Annotated in this window: 16 protein-coding genes and 2 pseudogenes; 12 read left to right on the top strand and 6 right to left on the bottom strand. The window is 63.0% G+C overall.

The genetic code is table 11. The features are described from left to right. Positions 1-441: pseudogene (locus ACIQUS_RS26280) on the top strand (NADPH dehydrogenase); the annotation flags it as partial. Positions 442-586: 145 nt separating this feature from the next. Next, a complete protein-coding gene (locus ACIQUS_RS26275) occupies positions 587-1,516 on the top strand; it encodes a TIGR03571 family LLM class oxidoreductase (RefSeq protein WP_403053814.1) in 930 nt (309 codons plus the stop codon). A gap of 118 nt (positions 1,517-1,634) precedes the next feature. On the opposite strand, the gene ACIQUS_RS26270 is transcribed toward ACIQUS_RS26275, so the two are convergent. Further along, positions 1,635-2,558, bottom strand: a complete 924-nt coding sequence (locus tag ACIQUS_RS26270; protein WP_403053823.1) for a carbon-nitrogen hydrolase family protein — start codon at positions 2,556-2,558, stop codon at positions 1,635-1,637. An 85-nt stretch (positions 2,559-2,643) separates the two neighbouring features. Between ACIQUS_RS26270 and ACIQUS_RS26265 the strand changes: the two genes are divergently transcribed. Next, complete coding sequence (locus tag ACIQUS_RS26265) at positions 2,644-3,579, top strand: LysR family transcriptional regulator (RefSeq protein ID WP_403053811.1); 936 nt, start codon at positions 2,644-2,646, stop codon at positions 3,577-3,579. Positions 3,580-3,862: 283 nt separating this feature from the next. Here ACIQUS_RS26265 and ACIQUS_RS26260 read toward each other — a convergent pair whose 3' ends face one another. The 3 genes from ACIQUS_RS26260 to ACIQUS_RS26250 are packed head-to-tail and all read right to left on the bottom strand — an operon-like array spanning position 3,863 to position 6,071. Further along, a complete protein-coding gene (locus ACIQUS_RS26260; protein WP_403053808.1) occupies positions 3,863-4,468 on the bottom strand; it encodes an isochorismatase family protein in 606 nt (201 codons plus the stop codon). Between the two features lie 18 nt (positions 4,469-4,486). Next, entirely contained in the window at positions 4,487-4,987 is a 501-nt protein-coding gene (locus ACIQUS_RS26255) for a pirin family protein (protein WP_403053820.1), read from the bottom strand. A gap of 10 nt (positions 4,988-4,997) precedes the next feature. Beyond that, complete coding sequence (locus ACIQUS_RS26250) at positions 4,998-6,071, bottom strand: alkene reductase (protein ID WP_403053805.1); 1,074 nt, start codon at positions 6,069-6,071, stop codon at positions 4,998-5,000. A gap of 110 nt (positions 6,072-6,181) precedes the next feature. Between ACIQUS_RS26250 and ACIQUS_RS26245 the strand changes: the two genes are divergently transcribed. Next, positions 6,182-7,081 (top strand): LysR family transcriptional regulator, encoded by a 900-nt coding sequence (locus ACIQUS_RS26245; protein ID WP_403053802.1) that lies wholly within the window; start codon positions 6,182-6,184, stop codon positions 7,079-7,081. Positions 7,082-7,088: 7 nt separating this feature from the next. Continuing rightward, a pseudogene (locus ACIQUS_RS26240) lies at positions 7,089-7,315 on the top strand (transposase); the annotation flags it as partial. Between the two features lie 71 nt (positions 7,316-7,386). On the opposite strand, the gene ACIQUS_RS26235 reads toward ACIQUS_RS26240, so the two are convergent. Further along, positions 7,387-8,301, bottom strand: a complete 915-nt coding sequence (locus ACIQUS_RS26235) for a LysR family transcriptional regulator (protein ID WP_403053799.1) — start codon at positions 8,299-8,301, stop codon at positions 7,387-7,389. 199 nt (positions 8,302-8,500) lie between these two features. Between ACIQUS_RS26235 and ACIQUS_RS26230 the strand changes: the two genes are divergently transcribed. The 6 genes from ACIQUS_RS26230 (at position 8,501) to pgm (ending at position 19,476) form a co-directional block, all read left to right on the top strand. After that, the gene (locus ACIQUS_RS26230) at positions 8,501-9,523 is read left to right on the top strand and encodes a zinc-dependent alcohol dehydrogenase family protein (RefSeq protein ID WP_403053796.1); all 1,023 of its coding nucleotides are present in this window, start codon (positions 8,501-8,503) and stop codon (positions 9,521-9,523) included. Positions 9,524-10,866: 1,343 nt separating this feature from the next. After that, complete coding sequence (locus tag ACIQUS_RS26225; RefSeq protein ID WP_403053793.1) at positions 10,867-12,348, top strand: hypothetical protein; 1,482 nt, start codon at positions 10,867-10,869, stop codon at positions 12,346-12,348. Then, entirely contained in the window at positions 12,348-13,733 is a 1,386-nt protein-coding gene (locus tag ACIQUS_RS26220; RefSeq protein ID WP_403053789.1) for a PLP-dependent aminotransferase family protein, read from the top strand. Before ACIQUS_RS26225 ends, ACIQUS_RS26220 begins: the two co-directional genes overlap by 1 nt. A 98-nt stretch (positions 13,734-13,831) precedes the next feature. Beyond that, positions 13,832-15,484 (top strand): VRR-NUC domain-containing protein, encoded by a 1,653-nt coding sequence (locus tag ACIQUS_RS26215; protein ID WP_403053817.1) that lies wholly within the window; start codon positions 13,832-13,834, stop codon positions 15,482-15,484. Continuing rightward, positions 15,481-17,742, top strand: coding sequence for an ATP-dependent DNA helicase (locus ACIQUS_RS26210; protein WP_403053786.1), 2,262 nt, complete (start codon positions 15,481-15,483; stop codon positions 17,740-17,742). The genes ACIQUS_RS26215 and ACIQUS_RS26210 overlap by 4 nt, the downstream gene beginning before the upstream one ends. 96 nt (positions 17,743-17,838) lie before the next feature. Next, complete coding sequence (gene pgm, locus ACIQUS_RS26205; RefSeq protein ID WP_403053783.1) at positions 17,839-19,476, top strand: phosphoglucomutase (alpha-D-glucose-1,6-bisphosphate-dependent); 1,638 nt, start codon at positions 17,839-17,841, stop codon at positions 19,474-19,476. Between the two features lie 237 nt (positions 19,477-19,713). Here the strand turns inward: pgm and ACIQUS_RS26200 are convergent, their stop codons facing one another. Beyond that, complete coding sequence (locus tag ACIQUS_RS26200; protein ID WP_403053780.1) at positions 19,714-20,412, bottom strand: pirin family protein; 699 nt, start codon at positions 20,410-20,412, stop codon at positions 19,714-19,716. Positions 20,413-20,634: 222 nt separating this feature from the next. Between ACIQUS_RS26200 and ACIQUS_RS26195 the strand changes: the two genes are divergently transcribed. Continuing rightward, the gene (locus tag ACIQUS_RS26195; RefSeq protein ID WP_403053777.1) at positions 20,635-23,133 is read left to right on the top strand and encodes a UvrD-helicase domain-containing protein; all 2,499 of its coding nucleotides are present in this window, start codon (positions 20,635-20,637) and stop codon (positions 23,131-23,133) included. The last annotated feature ends 271 nt before the right edge of the window (positions 23,134-23,404 follow it).

The following is a 23,404-nucleotide window of genomic DNA, read 5'->3' as shown; positions in this document are numbered from 1 at the left end:
GTGAAACAGGTGTGGGGCGATCGCCCGCTGTTCGTACGGATCTCCAGCACCGACTACGCCGAAGGGGGCAACACTCCGGAGTCGTTCCTGGAATATGGCCGCTGGATGAAAGAGCAGGGCGTCGACCTGATCGACTGCAGCTCGGGTGGGATCAAGATGATCAAGGTGCAGACCTACCCCAACTACCAGGTACCGGCGTCGGAGTTGCTGCGCAAGGAGCTGCACATTGCCACCAGCGCGGTGGGCCTGATCCAGAACGGCCGCCAGGCGGAGGAGATCCTGCAGAACGGCCGCGCCGACCTGATCTTCGTCGGTCGGCAGATGCTGCGTGACCCGTTCTGGGTGCGCACTGCCGCCGATGACCTGAAGGAATACATCGAGATTCCCAAGGCGTACACCCGCTATGGCGCGGTGTGGCTGGACAGCAAAGCACCGGCTTGACCCACATTGTTCAAGGCATGGCGCTGTTACGCGCGCCATGCCTTGAACGTGTCACGACCTGGCAAACAACAGTACTTCCAGATGATGTCCTAGGGGCGGCGCGCCTTCGTTCATCCCGTTCACCACAGCTGCGTGAGGCGTGTTCATGCATTCGAGATTTCAAACCCTGCTGGGCCCCAACGGCTTTTCGATCGGCCTGGAGATGCCGCTGGACAACGATTGGTCCTCAGGCGGCCAGCGACTCGCCCGCGAAGAAGGTCGGCCCTTCGGTGTCACCGACCTCAAGCACCATGCGGCGATGGCCCGGCTGGCTGACCAGCTGGGGTTCCGTGCACTGTGGGTCAGGGATGTGCCGTTGTACGACCCAGACTTCGGCGATGCAGGCCAGGTGTTCGAAGCATTTTCCTACCTGGGTTACCTGGCGGGTATCACCCACGGCATCATGCTGGGCACGGCTGCGATGGTGTTGCCGCTGCGAGAGCCGCTGTTGTTCGTCAAGGCCATGAACAGCATCGACCACTTGAGTAACGGCCGCTTGTTGCTGGGCGTTGCCAGTGGCGATCGAGCGGTCGAGTACCCGATTTTCGGCAAAGACTACGACTCCCGTGGCGCAGCCTTCCGGGACACGGTGCAGACGTTGCGTCAGCAGGCGCAGGACCGCTTGCCCGAAGGTATTCAGTTGCTGCCCCATGTCACCTCTGCCGTGCCATTGCTGGTGGCCGGCCTGGCCCAGCAATCACCGGCCTGGGTAGGGCAGCACATGGATGGCTGGTTATCCTACCCAGGTACGCCGCAGGAGCATGTGCGCCGGGTTGGGCTATGGCGCGAGGTGGGCGGCAGCAAGCCATACATCACGGTCCTGCAATTGGACCTTGATGCCGACCCTGCTGCGCCGCTTCGCAGAATGCGCATGGGCATACGCGGTGGCAGAAACGCGCTGCTGGACGAGTTGCAGGCGTTGCAGGAGGTGGGTGTCCAGCACGTCTCGCTGCACTTGCGCCTGAGCGAACGCCCAGTGGCAGATGTGCTTCAGGAAGTCGCGCAGCACATCCTGCCCAGATTCCATCTTTCGTGACGCCTGCATGCCAGCAGGCGCTTTCCATACCGGTTCTTCAGTGCTGTAAAACCGCTATCCAGGGGCGGACTGTCGCATAGAGGCGTGAGCCCTCGATCCGCCTCTTTGCTACCCCTGATCAGGCGCGGAAGTCGACGGTCAGCTTTGCTCGTTCGTCCACCGTCAACGAGAACACATCGGGGCGAGCGTAGTGGCCTACCACGTCGAAGTCATAACGGGCGCGCACCAGCTCATCAGTATCGATGTCCGCAGTGAGCAATCCCTCTTCGTCCTGCAGGGGGCCGGCCAGGACTTCACCCAAGGGGCCGACGATGATGCTGTTGCCACGGATCAGTGGTCGGTCGGCATCCCAGTTCGGAACGTCGACCCCCAGGGCCTTCGGTGAGGGTTGTACCTGGCAGGCGCTCACCAGGAACAGGCGCCCCTCGTGGGCGATATGGCGCATGGAGGCTTGCCAGACATCACGTTCATCCACCGTGGGCGCGCACCATACCTGCACACCCTTGGCATACATGGCCGTGCGCAGCAGAGGCATGTGGTTCTCCCAGCAGATTGCCGCGCCGAGCTTGCCGACGGAGGAGTCCACCACCGGGAGTGTGGAGCCATCACCCTGGCCCCAGATCAGCCGCTCAGTCCCGGTCGGCATGAGTTTGCGGTGTTTGGATATCAGGCCCTCCTCAGGGGTGAAGAACAGCGCAGTGCAGAACAGCGTGTTGCCCGAGCGCTCGATGACACCCACGACCAGGTTGGCGCCTGTGCGCTGGGCGAGCCCGGCGAGCTCGTCCGTTTCTGCGCCCGGTACATCGATGGCGTTGTCGTAATAGCGCTGGTAAGCCTCACGGCCTTCTGGCGTACGAAAGCCCAGGTAGGTGCCAAAGATCTCGCCCTTTGGGTAGCCGCCCAGAACGGCCTCGGGCATCACGACGAGTTTGGCGCCAGACGCCGTGATCTTCGTTTCATAAGACAGAATCATCTTCAGCGTGTGTGCCTTGCCCTGCGGGTGGGAGCCGATCTGAAGCGCCGCGACGGTGGAAATGGCCATGCTGTGTTCTCGCATCGGGTGGGTGGTGTGAGGCATAGTCGCCACGACGGCGTTATCAAGCAATCGCGATTAAGGTACATCTGATATGAACAGGATTGATGTCGAAGGCCTCGACCTGAATTTGTTCAAGGTCTTCGAGGCGCTGTACGAGGAAGGGGGCGCCGGACGTGCCGCCATCAGGCTGGGCGTCACCCAGTCGGCGGTCAGCGCGTCCCTGGCAAGGCTTCGCGCGGTCTACGGCGACCATTTGTTCGAACGGACGGGGAGGGGCCTGCGGCCTACGGCCAAGAGCGAGGAGCTCAGGCCGGTCATCGCCGCCGCACTCGACAAATGCCGGCAAAGCTTGCAGCTCATCAGCGATCAGGACGGTACTTTCAGCGGTCGTACCCTGAGTATCGGGCTGTCGGATGACTACGAAATCGCGATCGGGCGTCGTCTGATCGACCTGGCGAAGCGGCTGACCCCCGGCCTGCGCCTGACGTTCAAGCAGACCCACAGCCTGGTTTGCGCAGATGCCCTCATGAGCCGCAACATCGATGTGGCGCTCACCGCCGGTACCTCGGCCTCCCGCGTGCTGGGCAGAAAAGTGCTGGCCTCAGGCGGCTATACCTGCCTGACCGGCGTCGGCCAGGGTGCGGCGAGCGAGCCGTTGACGCTGGATGAATACCTGCAGCGCCGGCATGTGCTGGTTTCTTCGGGCGGTTACGTGGGCGTGGTCGATGAAGCGTTGGCCGCCCGATCCCTTTCACGCGTCATCGAGGCCGCCACGACACACTTCGCGTCGCTGCCTCACCTGCTGCATGGAAGCGATTGTGTCGCGACACTGCCAACCCACGCCGCGATCGCACTGGCGAACATCGCGCCTGTTCAATGCCGCCCTTGCCCGATCGAGTTGCCGAGGTATTCGGTTGAGCTCGGCTGGCGTGTCGAGGGCGCGCGCGACCCCCTGATCCAGAAAATGCTGGTAATGATCGAGCAGGTAATCGACGAGCTGCCTGGCAGCGACTTCAGCCTGGCCTGAATGAACAGTGTGGAGGCCAGGCGGTCCAGTCCGGCTCCGCCCCCCTCACCAAGGAGCCTATACCTTGAGCACCCAACCCACCGAAGCCGTCCAGGATTTTTGTTGAACACGGCGCCCGACAAAGTCGAGGCAGCCACAAGATTGATCCCCATGGTCCTGAGATCGAGGTGTACTCGCCGCCGCTAGGGCGGCCACTGGGCAGTGATGGCCGCCGAACCAGGCGCTGCAGCACACGGCCGCCCGAAGTGTCATGCGCTTCGCGCCAACAAGGCGGGATCGTGGTTTAAGCGATGCTGGTACCAAGGGCAGGGAACACATCACTGAACAACAAGCCGATCAACTGCTGCCCACGGGGGGTGGACCAGTCCTGCGCAACTTCGGCGAAGAGCGTATTGGTAGCGGTGAGTACCACGCCTGCATCGCGCATCCTTTGGCGGGAAAACTCCTCGGAAAGATCGCTGGGCGAGCCCGAAGCATCCATCACAGCCTGCACGGCGAAGCCTTCGAGTGCAGCATCAATTGCTGGGAAGATCAGGCAAACGTCGGTGGTCACGCCGGCCATGATCAGGTTCTTGCGCCCAGTGGCGAGCACCGCATCGCGAAAGTCAGGATACGCCCAGGCGTTGACCACGCCGGGGCGTTTTACCCGTGCCGCGTGCGCTTCGGGCAGGATCTTGGCGATCTCCGGGAGAATCGGGCCTTGGGCGTGATCCTCCTGGCTGGATGTGATCACAGTCGGTATGTTTAGGAGCTTCGCCATTTTGGCCAGCGCAATCGACTGCTTCGCCGCCAGTTCGCGGTCGATATTCTTGATCAATTGCATCGTGCCGACCTGGTGGTCGATCAGCAGCAGCGTCGTGTTATCGGCGGTGAATCGTTCGTAAGACATGATGAAAACTCTGGGGGGTTAGGCTGCGGTGGATTGCAGCGGCTGACCAGCGAAAAGCGTGACTTTGGTGCTGCCATGGGGGGCTTGAAGCGTAATAACGCACGGCGTGGCCCGTGCCGGGAACACCGGAAGCTTTAGGTCGTTGAGGTCGAACCGCTGACCGTTCACCGTCGTCGCACCGAAGATCGGCATGACGAAGGCACAATGGCCGATGGGAACGGTCAGTTCGGCGCCTTCCTCCAACGAAACACGGCCGGCCGCCGTCCAGTGCAGGCCACCGGGCCGGATTAGGCTTTGCGTGCCGATGTCGTCGCGGTTGTTGATGCCCGTTTCCGAATCGAGGAACAGGTACGACACCGCCGAAAAGCCGACGTGAGGATGCGGCGGAAAAGTCGGTCCGCTCATCCAGGCATGATCGACACCAAGGAAAGGGTCGATCAGCTCAGCCACCCCACGCAGGCCATCGTCCCGGAAGTGGCTGCCGTGGTTGGCACGCTGGAGTGAAGCAATGACTGACAGGATGATGGCCTCAAACGCTCTGCGCTTCGCGTAAGGTCGGATAGTCGGTATAACCCTCAGCCGTGCCGCCATAGAAAGCGCCATTATTGGCCTCGTTCATCGGTGCGTTGGTCTGGAGCCGCTCGACGAAATCCGGGTTCGCCAGAACCATGACCCCATAGGATTCCAGTTCGGCCAAGCCCGAAGCCACGTCGGTACCGATCTGCTCACGCGGGCGGCCCGGACGGTTCAAGATAAGCGTGCCTCTCCAAAGCTTACGTATGTCGGCCAGCAGCGGGTCGTTGCCGAGGTGCATGATGTGCAGATAGGCCAGCCCCAGCTTGCCGAGTTCAGCGACCAGATAGCGGTACAGATCCGGCCCTTCGGTGCCTTCGTCGATGCCCCAGATGCCCGTGCCGGGCGACAGGCGGATCGCGGTTCTGTCCGCGCCGATTTCCTCCGCGATTGCGGAGGCGATCTCGATAGCAAAACGGGCGCGGTTCTCGATGGAACCGCCGTATTCGTCGGTGCGCGTGTTGGCGTTCGGCGCGAAGAACTGCTGGAGCAAATAGGCGTTCGCGCCATGAATTTCGATGCCATCGGCACCCGCCTCGATCGCACGGCGAGCCGCATGGCGGAAGTCCTGGACGGTCTGGCGCACTTCATCGGTGCTCAGGGCGCGCGGCGTGGGAATGGCCTGCATCCCCGTTGTCGTGAACATACCCGTACCCGGCGCGATGGCCGAAGGCGCAACGCCTTGGCGGTGGTGCGGGGTGTTGTCCGGGTGGCTCATGCGCCCGGCGTGCATGAGCTGAATGAAAATGTGCCCGCCCTTCGCGTGAACGGCATCGGTGGTCTTCTTCCAACTGGCGACGTGTGCACCGGTGTAGATGCCCGGCGTGGCGATGTAGCCCTGGCCGTCATCCGAGGGCTGTGCGCCTTCGGAGACGATCAGGCCGACGCTGGCGCGCTGGGCGTAATACGTAGCGGTTAGCTCGCCCAGCGTCCCGTCGAACTGGGCACGCGAACGGGTCATAGGCGCCATCACCAGGCGACTTTGCAAGGTGTAGCGGCCGAGTTGGACTGAGTCGAACAGTTTGTTCATGGCGAAATCCCTAAGGTGGTGAATGAATCTGGTAGGAATCTTCTTCCACTTCTTGTGTGGGATAAATATGGTATTTTGGATAACATTGATCCGTTTATGGAACAATCTACGTGGAACTACTGAACGACATGGCCTTGTTCGTTGAGGTCGTCAAAGCCAAGGGATTCCGCCGTGCTGCGCAAGCGCTGGGGATGCCGAGCTCGACGCTGTCGCGGCGGATCAGCACGCTGGAGAAGGCGATCGGGTTGCGTTTGCTGCACCGGACTACACGCAAGATCGAGCTGACAGAAGCTGGCCAGATTTACTTCGAGCGATGCAAGCGCATCGTCAATGAAGCCCGGCTAGCGCACGATCAACTGGGTGAAATGCTCACCCAGCCCAGCGGCGTGCTACGCGCCTCGTTGCCAGTGGATTTCGCCGTGACCTATCTTGCGCCCCTGATCGCAGAATTTGCGGGGCTTTATCCCGGCATCAGATTTGATTTCGACCTGACTCCCCGACAGGTCGATCTCGTCAGCGAACCTTTCGATGTTGCGGTTCGCATGGGGGAGCCAGAGAGTTCGCAACTTATCGCACGAACATTGGGCTCGCTGACGCCTTACCTCTATGCGTCTCCAGACTACCTTGAACGCTCGGGTGAACCGGATACCCCGCCCGATCTGGAGCGACACGAATGTCTAGCGATCCTCAAGCCAGGCTCGTGGACTTTGCACGATGGTACGCACGATGTTGCGGTTTCGATAGGCAGTCGATTCTCGCTGAACAGCGTCGGCCTGGCTCGGCGTCTGGCAACACTCGACATGGGCATCATCCTCATGCCAGAGGAGATCGTCGCGGATGAACTGGCCAGCGGCAGCTTGCGCCGGATCATGACCGGTTGGCATGGCACACCGATTCCGGTCCATGCGCTAACCGAGACCCGTCTTCTACCGGCGAAGACTCAACGCTTCATCGAATTTCTGCAGAAGCGCCTGCGCCAGAACAGACGACTCACTCCCAATCCATCATGAGTTTGTAGTGCACGTCACTTCTGATACGCCCGAACTCAAGTGCGAGGCTGCCCGTCTGGTGCTCGACCAGGGCTACAGCCATATCGAAGCAGCACGTTCGCTCGGGTTGGTCGAGTCAGCCCTGCGCCGTTGGGTTAAACAGCTGCAGCAGGAACGAGGCGGTATCACCCCGACCAGCAAGGCACGCACGCCCGAACAGCAAAAGTCCAGGAGCTGGAAGCCCAGACGTTGCGCGGCTGGCTCTGCGCGCTCGTGTAAACGAGTTGTTCACGCAGAGTCCTGGCTCGTACAGAGCCTAGTCCCTGTCAGAGGCTATCAGGATCGCCAAAAAACATCTGGATCCTGGACCGCAACCAACGCTCCCCCGGGTCATTGTCCTGCGATCCGCGCCAGGCCATGTGCAACTCGAACGTCTGCACCTCCAACGGCGGGTCCTCGGCGCGCAGGCCGCCGGCGGCGGTCAGGGCCTCGGCGGTGTAGTCGGGCACGGTGGCGATGATGTCGGTGCCCGACAACAGGCTGCCCAGGCCGTTGAACTGCGGAACGGCCAGGACCACATGGCGCTTGCGCCCGTGTTTTTCCAGGATCTCGTCCATGAACCCACCCAGGTCGCCGGCAAAGGACACCAGCGCATGGGGGCGGGCACAGAAGTCGTCCAGGCTCAGGCTGCCAGGCATGCTGTCGGCGCGCAGCACCTTGGGCTTGCTGCGGCGCAGTACCTTGCGCTTGGCGTTGGCCGGCAGGTCGTTGGTCCAGCTCACGCCCACCGAGATCTCGCCACTGGCCAGCAGCGCCGGCATCAGCAGGTAGTTGACCCGGCGTACCACCAGGACGATGCCGGGCGCCTCGGCGCGCACGCGCTTGAGCAACTGCGGCAACAAGGCGAACTCGGCATCGTCGGACAGGCCGATGCGAAACACCGCAGTGCTGGTAGCCGGGTCGAAGTCGGCGGCGCGGCTGACGGCCGTGGAGATCGAGTCCAGGGCCGGTGACAGCAGGGCGAAGATTTCCATCGCCCGCGCCGAGGGCTCCATGCTGCGCCCGGTGCGCACGAACAGCGGGTCGTCGAACAGGTTGCGCAAGCGCGACAGGGCGGCGCTGATGGCAGGCTGGCCAAGGAACAGCTTTTCCGCAGCGCGGGTTACGCTACGCTCATGCATCAGGGTCTCGAAGACGATCAGCAGGTTCAGGTCGACGCGACGCAAGTCGTTACGGTTCATCGGCTCGGCTTCACTGGACGAAGGGGGCAGGGGTGAATCTTAAGGGTAAAGGCTGCTACCCTGCACCGCATAATTTGCCGGGTACGGTTTCGGCATCAATCAATGACAGGCATGTCGACTATTAATGGCCACGGATGGTCTAACCATAAAAGCCCGGATAGAGTTCAGGGTATTAGAGGTTCACTAGGCGAGGTTTGCGATGTCCCGCATGATCCGTTTCCACAAGTTCGGCCCGGCCGAGGTGCTCAAAGTCGAGGAGCAGGCCGAGCGGCTGCCGGCTGCCGGTGAGGTGCAGATCCGTGTGCAGGCGATCGGCATCAGCTGGTACGACGTGCTCTGGCGCCAGAACCTGGCACCGACCCAGGCACACCTGCCGGCCGGTATGGGTCATGAAATGGCCGGTGTGGTCACGGCCGTGGGCGAAGGCGTCGACGACCTGGCGGTGGGCGACAAGGTCGCCAGCTTTCCGGCCAGCAGCGCCAACGATTATCCGGTGTACGGTGAGATCATCGTATTGCCGCGCAACGCCGTGACCCGCTACCCGGATATCCTGTCCCCGATCGAAGCCAGCGTGCATTACACGCCCCTGCTGATCGCCTATTTCGCCTTTGTCGACCTGGCCCGAGCCAAGGCTGGCCAGACTGCCCTGGTCACCGATGCCAGCCATTGCGCCGGCCCCGCTTTCGTGCAGATGGGCAAGGCCCTGGGCATCAAAGTGTTTGCTGCCACCAAGGACGCCGAAGAGCGCGACTATCTGCTGTCGCTGGGCGCCGACAAGGTCATCGTCACCGAAGAGCAGGACCTGCTCATGCAGGTCAACAAATACACCGATAACCGTGGTGTCGACATGGTCCTCGATGGTCTGGGCGGCCCGCAGATGTCGCTGCTCGGCGATGTCCTGGCGCCGCGCGGCAGCCTGGTGCTGTATGGCCTGCAAGGCGGCAACCAGACGCCATTCCCGGCCTGTGCGGCGTTCCAGAAGAACATTCAGTTCTTCGTCCACTGCATCGGCAATTTCACCGGCAAACCGGAGTTGGGTATCTGCCAGGATCAGGTGGCCTTGCAGCGGGCGCTGCGCGATATCAACCAGTTCACTGCCGATAAGTTGCTGACGCCACAGATCATCAAGGTCTATCCGTTCGAGCGGGTGGTCGAGGCCCATCGTTACATGGACGAATGCCCGTGCGGCGGACGTCTGGTGCTGGAGCTTGCCGACGCCTGAGTGTCTGGTTCAGGTCAACAGGCCCGAGCATTGCTCGGGCTTTTTTTTGGGGGGGCTTCACGGATTGTCGGGGAAGAGGGGCAGGGCCGGGGTTTGGAGGCTGCAGGCTTATCCAATTGATGCAGCGACGCTGCCGTCCCCTTCCGCCTTTACGGCGGGTCCCTTTTGTCTTGGCAAAAGGAACCAAAACCGCTTGCTCCTGCATACGGCCCTACGCTGCGCTTCGGGTACCCTCGCTACGGCACCTTCCGGGGCCACGCGGCACTACGACTTGCTACGCAAGTCTACGGCTCGCGTTCTTCGGCTACGCCGAAGGTGCTACGCACCGGCCCCTACAGGTGCCTCCACTCGGCCTTCTGAAGTCGCAGATCTGTGGCGTCTGAACCTGCGCGTATGAAGAGCAAGAGCAAAAGCCAGAGCAAAAGCCAGAGCAACAGCGACTGCAAGTCGCTGTGTTCGCTTCGCGTGCGAAGCTTGTCTTGCGGTGGTGATTATCCACTGCGCAATCGGCTTTCGAAGATAAAGCCAGTTCAGGCGCCGCCCGTAACTTTGCGACTTCAGGAGGCTGAGTGGAGGTGTCTGGAGGGGCCCGTGCGCAGCACCTTCGGCGCAGCCGAAGAACGCGAGCCGTAGACTTGCGCAGCAAGTCGTAGTGCCGCGTGGCCCCGGAAGACACCGGAGCGAAGGGACCCGAAGCGCAGCGTAGGGCCGTATGTAGGAGCAGGCGGTTTTGCCTACTTTTTCCAAGAAAAAAGTAGGCCGCCGTAAGGGCGGAAGGGGCCGGCAGCGTCGCCACATAGAATGGATAAGCACACGCTTCAAGCATCCAACCCTGACCCACTTCCCCGACGATCCGTGAAGGATTTTTTTTGGGTGCTTCACGAAAACCCAAGGATCAATGCCCCCAGAATTTCACAAAGAACTTTTTTATCTGTTTCCTAAATAGATTTCGGAAATTTCAACTTTACATGTTTCTTCCAGGGAACGAATTTTTCACGCTGTTCAAGCCAGAGTAAACAGGATCAGCGGTTGTCTGATTTTTAACGAGCGACGGTACGAATCTGAACTGTTTTTTTACCGAATTCTGTATCTTCTATTCAGTTGATAACGCCCGATAATAACCGTTCATAGGGAAACTCAAGGAGTGGGTGGCAATGGAAACGGCAGGGTTGATTGGGCTCAAGGCAGCATGGGTAGTGCACTGGCCTGAGGTGACTGTTCCTCTATGTAAGTAGTTGTGGGAAGTATCCTAGGACTTTTAGTGGATTCCTATTCCTGCTGCTTGAGCAACTTCGCAGGCGCGAGTTGTTCATGTAGGCGTAACTGAAATTCGGGTGAGCGTTATGGGCAGTATTCACGACCAGGCCATGCAGTACATTTATCAACAAGTGTTGCAACGTTTGCTTGAACACCTGTCGCAGGCACAACGCGCTTCGTTGCAGTTGTTGATTCAGCGACTCATTGTGGCTGCCGGTGGGCTGCAGCGCATCAAGGGCCTGCGCCTGATGTTCGTGTTCGATGGCAGCCAGTACAGCGCACAGGCACTGGCGTGCCTGCGGGCGGCGCAGTTGAGCATTGCCGCGCGCTCGCCGGGCACCTTCCAGCTGCGGATCGCCACGGCGCACCAGGCGGGGATGAGTAGTACGGTGCTGGGCAATATCGAAAACACCTTCTCGGTGCTGTTCATGCACGACGACCCTCGCATCGAACTGCTGGTACTCGATGCCGGGCAATTGATGACTTTCGACAGTCGACGGGCGCCTTCGGCCCGCCAGCAACAGGCAGAGCGGCACGAGTGGCTGATGCTCGGGCATTTGTCGGGCTTGACCACGGCTGCGGCCAATTTCGCCAGCCATGGCTACCTGCACCTGGTGGAACTGGGGCGCCAGGCTTTGCGCTGGAAGGGCAGGGTGGATGCCATCATCAGTGCCGACCCGCTGTCCGATCGACGCCGTTACCTGGCCTGGAGCCGCCGCTCGCTACGCCATGCCGACCTGCTGGGTGTCCGACCTATTCACAGCTGCGCCGCGTCCTTGCTCGATGCCATGAGCGATTGGCGCAGGTATTACCTGTCCTGGTTGCTGGGGCTGGAGTCGCAACCACAACCGGTGGCCGACAGCGACTGCTGCGCACCGGTGCTGCGCTTTATCACCATCGATGACCTGGTGTTTGACCGTGACACGCCCCATGGCGAGCGGCTGAGCGAATTCCTGGGGTATCGCGTGGATGAACAGGCCTACCCCTGCCGGCAGTTCGGTATTGCCAACCCGCTCTTGCTGGCCCACCTGCAAGGCTTGCAGGCGGAGTTTGTCGACGACGGCGAATACCGCGATGGCATTGAACGTTACCTGTGCCAGACCCGCAGGCTGATGCAGCAAAAGGCCCTGCCTGAGACCTTGCAACGTGCGGTACTGGGGCGCTGGCGCTCGGGGGAGGCGAGTGAGCAGCGTCGCAAGGAGGCCGACGAATTTGCCCAGCAGGCCTACGGGCTGAGCGAAGCGCAGCTGGTCTGTCAGTTGTTCGCGCCTTTCGTGGGGCGGGGGCGGCGACTGGAAGCGTTCTTGCGCAGGTGTCACCCGGGTATGCTGGTGGCGCTGCCTTACCTGCACCAGGCATTGCAGGGACAGCCAGCACCAGGGCCGGTCAAGCAATGGCTGGCGGATATCAGCGGTCTACCGTTGCCGATGCTGCAGGTGCTCTATGGGCGTGAATCACCGGCACCGCAGCTGGCCGGGCTGCAGGTGCGCGGCGCCGACCTGCGCCATCTGCAGCCCGGTAGCGCAACCGCCGGGATGGTCCGGGGCTGGCCGGCCGGTCGCCGTTGATGAAGCACTCTACGAAAAGCGGTGAGTTTGCCTACCAGGCGGTGTATCGCTACCTGATGGAGTTGATCACCCCCATGGCGCCGGGCAGCGGCGGCAAGTTGCCGTCCTTGCGTGACCTGGCCAGGCGTCTGGAAGTGTCGATCTCAACCGTTCAGTACGCCTACACCTTGCTCGAACACGAGGGGCGCGTGCAGTCGGTGCCCAAGTCCGGGTACTTTGCCAGGGGCACGGATGCCAGCGTGCCGGTGACCGGCGCCGAGCCATTGTGGCAGGTGCTGCAGCAGGCCGGTGCGGCGCAGTTCATGGCCCCCCATGGCACTCACGCCTTGCCGTCACTGGAAGCAAGCCTGCTGGGCATAGAGCGCCAGTTGCTACGCCAGTACCCGCGTGCGGGCGCGCAGGTTCATCCCTATGGCGAGCTGGAGTTGCGTACGGTACTGGCGGCACGTTACACGCGCTCGGTGCATCGTTGTTGGAATGCCGAAGACGTGTACCTGGCCGTGGACCTGTGCTCGCTGTTCGAGACGCTGGTGGCGGCCCTGGACCTTGGCGGCAGCCCGATACTGGTGGCGACGCCTTGCTCCTGGCGCTTGCTGGGTATCCTGCGAATGACCGGGCTGCGGGTCATCGAGCTGCCGCTGGGCGACGATGGCTCACTGGACCTGGAGCGCTTTGCCGGACTGCTGACGCGCGAATCGGTGCGCCTGGTGATGCTGTCGTCGCAGCTGAACTGTCCCCACGGCAGTCTGATACCGGTCGCACAGCACCCGGCCATCGCTGCGTTGCTCGACCACCATGGTGCGTGGTTGCTGGAGAACGATCTGGACGCCGAGTATTGCTTCACTCGTCCCACGGCGTGCCTGCGTGATGTTGTCGATCCTGAGCGCCTGCTGGTGTTTTCCTCGCTGGAGCGCACGGTGGGCGTCGAAGTCCCCTTTGCCTACCTGTTGGCCCGCCACGCCCGACGGGCCTTGCAACGCCGCTTCCTGGCCCGCGGGTTCCGCCTGCCGCCGTTACGCCAGCAAGCGGTGGCGCGACTGTACGCCAAGGGCACGGTCGACCTGCACCTTGAGCATATGCGCGGGCGCATGCGCGAGCGTGTCAGCCACCTGTACCGGCAGATGCAGGTGCACCTGGGGGCGCAGTTGCAGTTCCAGATGCCTGCTGGCGGGGCCAGCATCTGGGCACAGGTGCGCGCCCCCGTGGACACCCGCCAGCTGTTCCAGCGCCTGCTGGACCAGGGGCTGGTGATCACCCCGGGTGAGTTGTTCAGCCTTCAGGGGCAGTTTCCCCGGCACCTGCGCCTGGGATGGTCCTGCGGCCAGCATGGCGACTTGCAGCATGGGTTGGGCCTGTTGAGCCAGGCTCTGCAGAGGTGCGAGTAGCGCGGCGGCCTGTCCGACCAATGACCGGCGGGGCAGTTGCGTTGGAGTGGGGTCTGTATGTATAACCAGTGCTCTTGTCACCCAACCGTAGCCGTGCCGTGATTGCCCATTCCGTCGACGATCCGTTCTATTACCTTCACAACTTCCAGCAGGTGCTCGACTGGATTGCGCTGCGCTATACCGACCTGCTGGACGACGAGGAACGCACGTTCATTCGCCAGTTCGCCGAACAACCGCGTCCGGCCCGGGCACTGCTGGTGCGCATGGTCATGCGCAAGGGCGAGCTGTTTCGTCCGAGCAAACTGACCTACGACGAGATCGGCCCGACCCTGGCGGCCCTGCAGCCCTTGCTGGAGCTTGGCTGGGTGAGTGACGACAGCCGCTTGAGCCTCGAGCAGTTGTTCCAGCTGTTGCGCAAGGATGAGATCGCCAGCGGATTCGCCGGGCAACTGGCGCGGCCGCGGGCGGCCAAGGCTGAACTGTATGCCCAGTTGCAGGCCCTTGACCTGGCCCCACGGCCCTTGCACGACTGGTTGCCCGGATTTCCCGAACCGATCATCACCCTGCGCCTCCAGGCATTGTGCGACCGCCTGCGGCTGCTGTTTTTCGGCAACCTGTATCAGGACTGGTCGGAATTCGTACTGGCCGACCTGGGGCTGCTGCGCTACGAACAGGTGGAGTTCAGCGCGGATTCGCGGGCATTGCGCCAACGTGGCGATGTCGACATGGCCCTGGCCCTGCATCGATGCGGCGAGCTGATCGAACAGGGCGTGCCGTTGGCGCAGGTGCTGACCCAGGCCCTGGCCCTGCACAGCGACAACCCCTGGCTGCTGCGCCGTCGTTCGCGGTTGCTGTATCAACTCGGCCAGCACAGTGAGCGTCTGGGCGACTGGGACCTGGCCTTGCGCATCTACCCCGCGAGCCTGCATCCGCAGGCGCGGGTCCGGCATATCCGGGTGCTGGAGCGCAGCGAGCAGTGGGCCCAGGCCTACGCGCTGGCCTGTGAGGTCGCCCGGCAACCGGCCGGCCCGCTCGAAGTCCAGGCCCTGGCGCGCATGCTGCCGCGCCTGCAGCGCAAGCTGGGCGGGCCGCAGCAACCGCGCCGGACCAGGCCCGTGGCCGGCCTGATCGAGTTGCAGTTGCCAGCGCAGCAAGCCGGGCAGGGTGTGGAGGAGGCGGTTCGCCTGCACCTGGAGGCGCAGGGCGGGCAGGTGCACTATGTGGAAAATACCCTGTTCAACAGCCTGTTTGGCCTGTTGTGCTGGGAAGCGATCTTCGCCCCGGTGCCGGGAGCGTTCTTTCATCCGTTCCAGAGCGCCCCCCAGGACCTGCATGATCCTGAATTCCAGGCGCGCCGTCGTGCGTTGTTCGACGCCTGCCTGGGGCAACTGGACGATGGCCGTTACCAGCAGACCATCCGCGAGCATTTCCGGTGCAAGCAAGGCCTGCAGTCGCCGTTCGTGTTCTGGCAGGTGCTCGATGACTCTCTGCTGGAGCAGGCCCTGGCCTGCCTGCCGGCGATGCACCTGAAGGCCTGCTTCGAGCGCCTGCTCGAGGACATCCAGAACAACCGCGCCGGCATGCCCGACCTGATCCAGTTCTGGCCTGACCAGCAACGCTACCGGATGATCGAGGTCAAGGGGCCGGGCGACCGCCTGCAGGACAACCAGCTGCGCTGGATCGACTTCTGTGCCGAACATGGCCTGCCGGTCGACGTCTGCCATGTGCGCTGGGTGCAACCCTCGGTATGAGCTATCGCGTGGCTGTGCGGGCCCTGTGCGAATTCAGCGCCAAGGTCGGTGACCTGGACCTGCGCTTCACGCCATCGCCCAGCGCCCAGGAAGGCATCAGCGGTCATCAGCGCGTGGTGGCCCGGCGCGGGCCGGGCTACGAGGCCGAAATCAGCCTTGAAGGCCAGTTCGCCAGCCTGCAGGTGCGGGGCAGGGCCGATGGATACGACCCGCAGCTCAATCGCCTGGAGGAGATCAAGACCTACCGTGGCGACCTGGCCCGTCAGCCGGACAACCATCGCCAGTTGCACTGGGCCCAGGCCAGGGTCTATGGCTGGCTGCTATGCCAGCAGCGCGCGCTCGACGAGATCAATCTGGCGCTTGTCTACCTGGACGTCGACAGCGACACCCAGACCTTGATCGAGCAACGCTGCAGCGCTCATGAGCTGGAGCAATTCTTCAACACCCAGTGCGAGGTATTCCTGGCGTGGGCCGAGCAGCAGGTGCAGCGAACGGCCTCGCGCAATGCCGGGCTTCAGGCGCTGGCTTTTCCCTACGGGCAGTTACGCAGCGGCCAGCGTGAACTGGCCGAATCGGTGTACAAGGCGGTCAGCACCGGCCGCTGCCTGATGGCCCAGGCCACCACGGGCATCGGCAAGACCCTCGGTACCCTGTTCCCGTTACTCAAGGCCGTGGTGCCGCAGCAACTGGACAAGCTCTATTTTCTCACCGCCAAGACCCCGGGGCGCGCCCTGGCCCTGGAGGCCTTGCAGCAAATTCACGGCAGTGCCCCGGGCCTTGAGCTGCGCAGCCTGGAACTGGTGGCTCGGGACAAGGCCTGCGAATTTCCCGAAAGCGCCTGCCATGGCGAGTCCTGCCCGTTGGCCCGGGGCTTCTATGACCGGCTGCCCGCTGCACGGCAGGCTGCCCGGGCGGTGAGCATCCTCGACAAAGCCGCGTTGCGCGAGATCGCCCTGGCCCATCAGGTCTGCCCCTATTACCTGGGGCAGGAAATGGCCCGTTGGGTCGATGTGCTGGTGGCCGACTACAACTACTACTTTGACCAGAGCGCCTTGCTCCACGGCCTGGCCCAGGTCAATCAGTGGCGCGTGGCGGTGCTGGTCGACGAGGCCCACAACCTGGTGGAGCGGGCGCGGCATATGTACAGTGCGAGTCTCGACCAGTGGCAACTGACGGTCTTGCGTCGCAGCAAACCGGCGGGTGTGACCCGCGCCCTGGACCGCCTCAACCGCCAGTGGAATGCTTTGCACAAGACGCAACTGGCACCGTATCGGGCGCTGGATGTGCTGCCCGAGGCGTTTCTCAAGGCGCTGCAGCAGTGTGTCGGCCTGATCCAGGAGCAGCTCAACCTGCAACCCGCCGGACTGGACCCGCAGTTGTTGCAATTCTTCTTCCAGGCCCTGCAGTTCATGCGTATCAGCGAGCTGTTCGATGCGCATTTTCTCTTCGACATCAGCAAGCGCGAAGGGCCGGGCAAGCGCAGCCTGTCTACCTTGAGCCTGCGCAATGTGGTGCCGGCGGCGCAGATCGGCCCGCGCATGGCCTCCGCCCGCAGCGTCACGCTGTTTTCCGCCACCCTCAGCCCCCGGCACTACTACGCCGACCTGCTGGGCATGCCGGCCGACACCGCCTGGCTGGACGTCGCCTCACCCTTTGCCGCCGAGCAGTTGCAGGTGCAGGTGATCAGCGGTGTTTCCACCCGTTTCCAGCACCGCGCCGCTTCGCTGGCTTCCATCGTCGAGCTGATCGCCGGGCAATATGCCGCCGAGCCTGGCAATTACCTGGCGTTTTTCAGCAGCTTCGACTATCTGCAGCAAGTTGCCGCGCTGCTGGCGCAGGAGTACCCGAACATCGTCCAGTGGCGCCAGGTCCCCGGCATGGACGAGTCACAGCGCCAGGGCTTTCTCCAGCGCTTCGTGCCGTACGGGCAGGGCATCGGCTTTGCCGTGCTCGGCGGTGCCTTTGGCGAAGGTGTCGACCTGCCGGGTACGCGCCTGATCGGCGCCTTCGTCGCCACCCTGGGCCTGCCCCAGGTCAATCCGGTCAACGAGCAGATCAAGCAGCGCATGACCCGGTTGTTCGGTGCCGGTTTCGATTACACCTACCTGTACCCCGGGGTGCAGAAGGTCATCCAGGCCGCCGGACGGGTGATCCGCGGCACCGAAGACCGGGGCATGGTCATGCTGATCGACGACCGCTTCGCCGAGGACCGGGTGCAGCGCATGTTCCCCGGCTGGTGGGCGCCGTTGAACAAATAATCAGGGCGGCGGGGAGCATTGGCGTCGCACGCTTGTCAAAGTGCCAGTAAACTCTGTGGTCTCATTACCCCCGAACATCCTTTCTTGAGGTTTTGCATGAAACTCAGTCCTTTGGCAGGCAAACCGGCTCCGGCCTCCGTGCTGGTGGATATCCCACGCCTGTTGACCGCCTACTACACCGGCCAGCCCGATGCCAGCATCGCCACCCAGCGGGTCGCGTTCGGCACCTCCGGGCACCGGGGCAGCTCGCTGGACTTGAGTTTCAACGAGCATCATGTGCTGGCGATCAGCCAGGCGATCTGCCTGTACCGCCAGGGCAAGGGCATCGATGGTCCGTTGTTCATCGGCGCCGACACCCATGCGCTGTCGACCCCGGCGGCGGCTAGCGCCCTGCAGGTCCTGGCCGCCAATGGCGTGCAGGTGATGCTGTCCAAGGACGACGAGTACACCCCGACCCCGGCGGTGTCCCATGCCATTATCTGCTACAACCGCGGGCGTACCGGGGGCCTTGCCGACGGTATCGTCATCACGCCGTCGCACAACCCGCCACAGAGCGGTGGCTTCAAGTACAACCCGCCCAATGGCGGCCCGGCTGACAGTGACGTGACCAAGTGGATCGAGGCCAAGGCCAACGAACTGCTGGCCGATGGCCTCAAGGGCGTCAAGCGCATGGACCACGAACAGGCCCTGGCGGCTGACACCACCCATCGCCATGACTTCCTGGGCAACTACGTCGCGGACCTTGAGAACGTCATCGATTTCGACGTGATCCGTGGCGCCAACCTGCGCTTGGGCGTGGACCCGCTGGGCGGTGCCGGGGTGCGCTACTGGTCGGCGATTGCCGAGCACTACAAGCTGAACCTGGAAGTGGTCAACACCGAGGTCGATCCGACCTTCCGCTTCATGAGTGTCGACTGGGACGGCCAGATCCGCATGGACCCCTCGTCGCCGTACGCCATGCAGGGCCTGATCGGCCTGCGCGAGCGCTTCGACGTGGCCTTTGCCTGCGACCCGGACCACGACCGTCACGGCATCGTCACCCCGAGCGGCCTGCTGGCACCGAACAACTACCTGGCCGTGGCCATCGACTACCTGTTCCAGCATCGCCCACAGTGGCGCCAGGATGCGGCGGTGGGCAAGACCGTGGTCAGCAGCGGCCTGATCGACCGCGTGACCGCGCGCCTTGGCCGTCGCCTGTACGAAGTGCCGGTAGGTTTCAAGTTCTTTGCCGACGGCCTGTTCGACGGCAGCCTCGGCTTTGGCGGCGAAGAGAGTGCGGGGGCATCGTTCCTGCGCAAGGACGGCAGCGTCTGGACCACCGACAAGGACGGTCTGATCCCGGCCCTGCTGGCAGCGGAAATCACCGCCCGTACCGGTCGCGACCCGAGCCAGGCCTATGCCGCGCTCACTGCCGAACTGGGCGAACCGTTCGCCACGCGCGTGGAGGCCAAGGCCAACCCGCAGCAGAAGGCACTGCTGGGCAAACTGGCGCCTGAGCAGGTCAAGTCGACCGAGCTGGCCGGTGAGCCGATCGAGCAGATCCTGAGCCACGCACCGGGCAACAGCCAGGCCATTGGCGGCCTCAAGGTGATGACCGCCAATGGCTGGTTCGCGGCGCGGCCGTCGGGTACCGAGGACATCTACAAGATCTACGCCGAGAGTTTCGTCGACCAAGCGCACCTCGAGCGCCTGGTGGCCGAAGCCCAGGAACTGGTGGACGCGGCGATCGCCTGATCGGCAGTGGGGGCCAGTGCGCCCCCATCGCCGGCTCTGCCGGCTCCCACAAGGGTTCTCACCGTTTTTGTGGGAGCAACTGTCTTGATTGCTTGATGGTGTAGCCGCTGCCGCCAGGCCGCTCCTACAGGCAGTCGATCGCAGCCTCGTTCCTCGGCAGCGGCTACACAGAATGACGGCGACCATCGCCGGCTCTTGTGGGAGCTGGCGAAGCCTGCGATGGGCCGCATAGCTGCCCTAGGCGACATCCACCAGCACTATCTCGCTGTCTTCAACCGCCACTACCCGCAGCACCTGCTCATCCTCGATCGCCACCCCGTCCCGGGCCTCGGCGCGCAGTCCGTTGACCTCGACCAGGCCCTTGGCCGGCACCAGGTAGCCGCGACGTCCGGTTTCAAAGCGGTACTCGGCGCTTTCTCCGGCCCGCAGGGTGGCTGCCACCAGCCGGGCGTCGGCACGGATCTGCAAGCTGCCTGCATCCCCCTCGCGGCCACTGGCCAGGGTCACGAAGCCTTCGCCACGCTCACCCTTGGGAAACGGACGGGTGCCCCAGGACGGTGCCTGGCCAACCCGCTCGGGCACGATCCAGATCTGGAAGATCCGCGTATCGACCTTCTCCAGGTTGTATTCGCTGTGGACGATACCGGTGCCTGCGCTCATCACCTGGACATCGCCCGCCTCGGTGCGGCCCTTGTTGCCCAGGTTGTCCTGGTGGCTGATGGCGCCTTCACGTACATAGGTGATGATTTCCATGTCGCGGTGCGGGTGCGGCGGGAAGCCACTGCCGGCGGCAATCAGGTCGTCGTTCCAGACCCGCAGGTTACCCCAGTGCATCCGTTGCGGGTCGTAGTACTCGGCAAAGGAAAAATGGTGATGGGCGTCGAGCCAACCATGGTTGGCATGGCCAAGGCTCTTGAAAGGGCGCAGTTGCAGCATGATGGGCTCTCCTGGTGAATCGTTTGGATGGACAGATCATCGCTGAGTTCATGATCGAAAATAAGCGTAAATTTCGACTGAATCCTATCGGTTAATTGAATGTTAATAGCTAGGGTGTTTTCTACGCTTCATCGTGTAATTCACTGATCTTCAAGTAATCAGCTGGTGATTTTTGTCCGATGGAGCGAACATGAGCGCTGGTTTATCTGTGTTGGAGTCGGTGTGTCTGAAGAGCGTCCCAAGCAACCCCCGGAGTTGACTCCGCCTGCGCAACTGCCCTGGGTCCGGCGGCTGGCGGCGCGCCTGCTCGGCCGTGGCCTGAGCCGCTTGCAGGCCCAGCACCGCGACTCCTGGTTCCAGGGCCATGCCAGCGGCCAGCGTACCGGCCATGCCGACGGCCTGCGCGAAGGCTATGAAGACGGGCGGGTGGATGGCTACGAAGCCGGACGCCAGGTCCTGGTGATCCGCGACATGCGTGCGGACGGCCACGGCGTACCCGGCCGCGATGACGCCCTGTTCGAAGACTGGCGGCTGCCGCTTGGCGCCGAGCTCAAGAAACGCTTCAAGGCCGATGTCGCCCAGCGTCTGCCGGCCCATGCCCAGCCGAGCGCGGCGCAGTGGAAGATGATCTTCAGCGACACCCCCTCCACCTGCGTGATCGCCGGCGCCGGTGCTGGTAAGTCGACCTCGCTGGTGCTGCGTATCCTGCTGCTGCGCCACTACCTGGGCTATGAGCTGGATGCCATGACCGTGGTGACCTTCACCCGCGAGTCGCGCAAGGACTTCATAGCTCGACTGGTGCAGGTATTCAGCCTCTGGCAGCTTGAGCTGACGCCGGTACAGGCTCGCGAACTGGTGCGCACCTTCCATTCGCGCATCCTGCCGCTGGTGCGCAGCCTGCCGGGTTTCAGCCAGGTGCGCGCCTTCGAGACCCTGGGCAGCGAGATGCCGGGGGGCAGCGAAGCCAATGCCGAGAGTAACCCCTTCGACCTGCGCATCAACGATGCCCAGCGCCAGCAACTGAACCTATGCTACCGCGACCTGCTCAAGGGCAGCCCGCGCTTTGCCGAGCTGATCGCCGGCCTGCGCCGCGAAGCCCTGCAACTCAAGGCCCTGGACCGCGACCACCCGGACGTGCAGAAGCGCGTGGCGGTGACCCAGCTCTCGGCCAGCCGTGACGAAGAACTCTGCGACACCTTGGAAGACCTCTGGTTTGCAGCCGGTGCCTGGCCGATCAAGGGCATTGAACCGAGCCGCGAGACGGTGGAGATCAACGGCAGCCGCTTCCATTTTCACGGCCATATCAAGGCGCTCGACGCCTGGGTGGTGCTGGGCTTCGACCCGGGTGAAAACCAGCAGTACAAGCGCCCGGGGGCCAAGTTGCCGGTCTGGGCCGAATGGGTAATCAAGCGCACCCTGTTTCAAGCTTTCTGCGATAAGCCTGTGATTTGGCTGGAAAATTATTCGGCAGCCAAGCGCCTGACCAGCGCCCTGGCGGGCGATGCCGTGGCGGGGCCGGGCTTCGACTACAAGGTCAAGGGCGAGCTGGCGGCAGTGCCACTGCTGGATGCCTTTGTCGGTGCGGCGGGCTTTATCGAGAACCTGGGGCTGGATGTGAACAAGGCGGTGGGCGCCATGAGTTTCCCCACCGGCGACAGCGATGCCCTGTTCTTCGAGGCCCTGGGCCTGTACTGGAAGGCCCTGGAAACCCACCTGATGGCCCAGTCGCCGCCGATCATGAGCTACAACCGCATGTTTGCCCTGTTCGGCGAGAACAACCCGGAAAACCTGCGCCTGCTGCCCGACCCCTTGCTGCGCCCGCTGGCGCACCTGATGATCGACGAGTTCCAGGACGTGTCGCCGCAAATCGTCTCCTGGCTGCGTGCCTGCCTGCGCGAGATCCGCCGGCGGGGTCCGGCCCTGCAGGTGGGGCGGGTGGCGCAGCATTCGTCGCTGCTGTGCGTGGGGGATGACTGGCAGTCGATCTATGGCTGGCGGGGCAGTTCGCCCAAGTATTTCATGGAATTTGCCAAGGAGTTCCCGGCACCGGCCAACACCCGGGTGATGCTCGCCGACAACTACCGCAGCCACCAGTACATCATCGATGCGGCCGAGCATATCGTGAAGCCGGCGCCGGCCATCAGCGGCAAGAAGGCCCGGGCCTGCGGGCCGGCGGCAGAGGAGCCGGTGCCGGTGAAAGTGCTCGAACGGGATGAGGTGACGCTGGCACAAACCCTGATGGAGCATTACCGTCGGGGCGAGTCTGTGATGATGTTGTTTCGAAAAAGCAGCGATAAGTTATTGATATCAGAGCATATTCAGCCGTTGATCAATCACGAGGCAGGGCTGCCGCCCGCCCAGCGACGCTTCCGCCAGCTGACCTATCACAGTGCCAAGGGCTTGCAGGCCGATGCGGTATTCATGCTCGGCGATTGCCAGCACCTGACCAGCTCGCCCTATAAAAACCAGGTCTATCGTCAGGCGGGCCTGGGTCTGGCCGGTGACGCCCAGGCGTTCGACACGGCGCAGAAGGATGAGGTCCTGCGCCTTGCCTATGTGGCGATCACCCGGGCAGTGAAACATTGCTACTGGTATGTGGAGCAGCCCACCGGTGACGCCGCGCGCGCGCCGCGGGCCTCCAGCCAGGTGGACGGGCGCAAGCCCTGCTTCGAGGACTTGCGCGAGCGGGTGGTCGGTAGCATCGCAGCAGGGAATGGATAAGCACACAGCCTCAACCCGGCCCCCAAAAATGGTTTTTAACGGAATCCCGGGGGCATGATCTTGGGACTGGACTGGACTGGACTGGACTGGACTGGACTGGACTGGACTGGACTGGACTGGACTGGACTGGACTGGACTTCGGATGGGAGCTTATCCGTTCGATGTGGCGCCGCTGATGGCCCCTTCCGCCCTTACGGCGGCCTACTTTTTTCTTGGAAAAAGTAGGCAAAACCGCTCGCTCCTGCATACGGCCCTACGCTGCGCTTCGGGT

Origin of the sequence: Pseudomonas sp. NPDC090755, from assembly GCF_044769005.1 — a bacterium.
GTDB lineage: Bacteria > Pseudomonadota > Gammaproteobacteria > Pseudomonadales > Pseudomonadaceae > Aquipseudomonas.
Note: the sequence above shows the minus strand (reverse complement) of the source record. Positions and strands in the feature narration are given on the sequence as shown.

Coding starts and splice junctions, on each gene's coding strand:
- ACIQUS_RS26275 (WP_403053814.1), top strand. CDS start 587: ATGCATTCGAGATTTCAAACCCTGCTGGGCCCCAACGGCTTTTCGATC.
- ACIQUS_RS26270 (WP_403053823.1), bottom strand. CDS start 2,558: ATGGCCATTTCCACCGTCGCGGCGCTTCAGATCGGCTCCCACCCGCAG.
- ACIQUS_RS26265 (WP_403053811.1), top strand. CDS start 2,644: ATGAACAGGATTGATGTCGAAGGCCTCGACCTGAATTTGTTCAAGGTC.
- ACIQUS_RS26260 (WP_403053808.1), bottom strand. CDS start 4,468: ATGTCTTACGAACGATTCACCGCCGATAACACGACGCTGCTGCTGATC.
- ACIQUS_RS26250 (WP_403053805.1), bottom strand. CDS start 6,071: ATGAACAAACTGTTCGACTCAGTCCAACTCGGCCGCTACACCTTGCAA.
- ACIQUS_RS26235 (WP_403053799.1), bottom strand. CDS start 8,301: ATGAACCGTAACGACTTGCGTCGCGTCGACCTGAACCTGCTGATCGTC.
- ACIQUS_RS26230 (WP_403053796.1), top strand. CDS start 8,501: ATGTCCCGCATGATCCGTTTCCACAAGTTCGGCCCGGCCGAGGTGCTC.
- ACIQUS_RS26225 (WP_403053793.1), top strand. CDS start 10,867: ATGGGCAGTATTCACGACCAGGCCATGCAGTACATTTATCAACAAGTG.
- ACIQUS_RS26220 (WP_403053789.1), top strand. CDS start 12,348: ATGAAGCACTCTACGAAAAGCGGTGAGTTTGCCTACCAGGCGGTGTAT.
- ACIQUS_RS26210 (WP_403053786.1), top strand. CDS start 15,481: ATGAGCTATCGCGTGGCTGTGCGGGCCCTGTGCGAATTCAGCGCCAAG.
- pgm (WP_403053783.1), top strand. CDS start 17,839: ATGAAACTCAGTCCTTTGGCAGGCAAACCGGCTCCGGCCTCCGTGCTG.
- ACIQUS_RS26200 (WP_403053780.1), bottom strand. CDS start 20,412: ATGCTGCAACTGCGCCCTTTCAAGAGCCTTGGCCATGCCAACCATGGT.